This is a genomic window from Pseudomonas protegens, assembly GCF_003732485.1.
Lineage (GTDB): Bacteria > Pseudomonadota > Gammaproteobacteria > Pseudomonadales > Pseudomonadaceae > Aquipseudomonas > Aquipseudomonas protegens_B.
Map to the genome: position 1 here is coordinate 78270 of NZ_MOAK01000056.1, position 1557 is coordinate 79826.

The 1557-nt window shown below is 65.6% G+C and carries 1 protein-coding gene and 1 pseudogene; both read right to left on the reverse strand.

What is annotated here, in order from left to right:
* A pseudogene (locus BLX41_RS37110) lies at positions 1-147 on the reverse strand (DUF6602 domain-containing protein); the annotation flags it as partial.
* A gap of 17 nt (positions 148-164) precedes the next feature.
* Positions 165-1271 carry a DNA alkylation repair protein gene (locus BLX41_RS15680; RefSeq protein ID WP_123725643.1) on the reverse strand — a complete coding sequence of 369 codons (1107 nt, stop codon included), beginning with the start codon at positions 1269-1271 and terminating at the stop codon, positions 165-167.
* Positions 1272-1557: the final 286 nt, after the last annotated feature.

Here is a 1557-nt window from a genome sequence, read left to right on the forward strand (position 1 = left end):
CGGCAGAAAGCGCTTGAGGACGTCACGGATGAAACTCTCCCGGGCGTCGCCGAGGACCCCGGAATGGCTGGCGATGGTGCTGCTGACGCTGAAACTGCTTTCCAGGACCCGGGCGATGGATTTCGCCCATTTGCTGATGATTGCCACGCGGTCTTCCTTGAGTGTCAGGGGATGAGCAAGTCGAAATGGCTGCTGGCCAGAGCTTCGCCGTTGACCAGCAATCGCACGCCATGACGCCCGGGATAGTGGCGGCGGGTGGTCAGTTCGCGGATCTGCTGGCTGCGGCCCAGTTCCACCCGGGCCAGGCCTTGCAGGGTGAAGGTCTTGAGTTTGAACACCTTGCTCGCCGTGGCGCCTGAAGCCTTGACGTAGTCGATGGCGTAATCCACCACCAGGCGCTGCTGGCGGGGGCTGGTGGAGACCAGGGTCAGGGACAGGTTGAGGCTGTCCCCCAGGCGCAATTGCCCGGGGGCTACCTGGAAGCGGCCGATCTCGACCTCGGGGCGGGCCCCGGCACCGATCAGCGCCAGGGCCCGGCGGTCGCCCTGCTTGATCAGGCTGCGCAAGGCATGACGGGCGATCCAGGCACTGTGCGACTGCTCCAGGGGCCAGCCTTCAAGACGTTCCAGGACCCACTGCGGGTGCTCCTTGGTGATGTCGTTGAGGTGATTGGCCACGGATTTGCGCACGTACAGGCTGGGGTCGTTGCGCAGGCGTTCGAGGATCGGCGCCGCCAGCTGCGGGTCGGCCTGCAGCTGTTCCAGGCGGAACGACCAGGGCAGGCGCGGGCGGCTGCCTTCGCTGGCCAGGCGGCGTACGTGTTCATCGCTGTCCGTGGCCCACTCGTGCATCACGGCCAGCGTGCGCTGGCAGTCCTGGCGCAAGAAGTGGCGCACGGCGAATTCCGATGAGCCGAAGCCGGTGAAATACTTCAGCGCCGCCATGGACAGCTCGAAGTCATGCAGGCCGTAGCTGGCCACGTAGTGGGGCAGGAAGATGCACACGAAGCGGCTGTTCAGGCGCGGCGCCAGGGCTTGCAGCAGCTCCAGGCTGGTGGGGTAGTCCAGGCCCAGCACCTGGTGCAGGCTCTCGCTGACCCGGGCCAGGCGCTGCATCAGCGACAGCTCGTCGAGGCCGTGGCTGGCCCGTTGCAGAAAGCGTTGACGGTCGAAGGCCGGATACACCGCGAGCATGGCGTCGGCGATATGTTCCAGGCGTTGCTGGTTGAAGATTTCCTTGAGGGCGGGGGCCTGCTCTTGGGTAGAACTCATGGGGCGTATCCATTCAAATCCGGGGCGGCGTCCACTCTACACGCCCTCTGCTGACAGAATCTGTCGGTAGCCGCCGGAGGGCGTGCTGCGTCATGCAGATCGTTTTCCGGTGTTCCTGAGGCCGCCTTCGCCGGCAAGCCGGCTCCTACGGTGTGTCGTGCCGGGCCTGTAGGAGCTGGCTTGCCAGCGAAGGGTACACCACGGCCTTCAGATCATTCCCCGGTGTTTCTGAGGCCGCCTTCGCCGGCAAGCCGGCTCCTACGGTGTGTCGTGCCGGGCCTGTAGG

What these genes read in the sequence shown, in the direction of transcription:
- BLX41_RS15680 (WP_123725643.1), bottom strand. Translation starts at nt 1,271, where the DNA reads ATGAGTTCTACCCAAGAGCAGGCCCCCGCCCTCAAGGAAATCTTCAAC.